The sequence below is a fragment of the Niveispirillum sp. FG156 genome, assembly GCF_057809555.1.
In genome coordinates this window covers 1-843 of sequence record NZ_JBMDKE010000093.1, presented here as the reverse complement: position 1 = coordinate 843, position 843 = coordinate 1, and the positions used below count along the sequence as shown (strand labels likewise).

Annotated in this window: 1 pseudogene; it reads left to right on the top strand. The window is 61.6% G+C overall.

Going from position 1 to position 843, the window contains the following annotated elements:
* Positions 1-24: 24 nt before the first annotated feature.
* Positions 25-843: pseudogene (locus ACODSP_RS28195) on the top strand (IS630 family transposase); the annotation flags it as partial.

The following is an 843-nucleotide window of genomic DNA, read 5'->3' as shown; positions in this document are numbered from 1 at the left end:
CATGACTGATGGATGCTGGAAGCGATGGGACGGCCCTATTCGATGGATCTGCGGGAACGTGTTGTGGCTGCGGTGGAGCATGAAGGCCTTTCGCGGCACCAAGCAGCGGCCCGATTTGGCGTTGGTGTCAGCACGGCGATCAATTGGCTTAACCGTGTTGCGGAAACCGGCAGCGTGGCCCCTGGCCAGATGGGCGGGCATAAGCCCAAGGCGATCTCCGGAGACCACCGGGAATGGCTGCTGAACCGCTGCAAGAGCGGGCCGTTCACGCTGCGCGGTCTTGTTCGGGAACTGGCGGATCGAGGCCTGAAGGTTGACTATCGCTCGGTCTGGGAGTTCGTGCATGCTGAGCAGCTGAGTTTTAAAAAAAAACATTGGTCGCCAGCGAAAGAAGCCGCCCGGATATCGCCCGCCACCGCGAGCGATGGCTGAGGCTGCGGCCGGGGATCGATCCATCCCGGCTGGTCTTCATCGACGAGACCTGGACCAAGACCAACATGGCGCCCCTGCGCGGCTGGGCACCGCGCGGTCAGCGCCTGCCGGGCGCGGTGCCCTTTGGCCACTGGAATACCATGACCTTCGTCGCCGCCCTGCGCCAGGACCGTGTCGATGCGCCCTGGCTGATCCAGGGGCCGATCAACGGCGAACGCTTCAGAATCTATGTCGAACAGGTTCTCGTCCCGACATTGAAGCCAAAGGATATCGTCGTCATGGACAATCTCGGCTCACACAAAAGTAAAGCCGTCCGCGAGGCTATCCGGGGAGCCGGGGCCAAGCTCCTGTTCCTGCCGAAATATTCCCCAGACCTGAACCCGATCGAGCAGTTCTTTGCCAAGCTCAAAC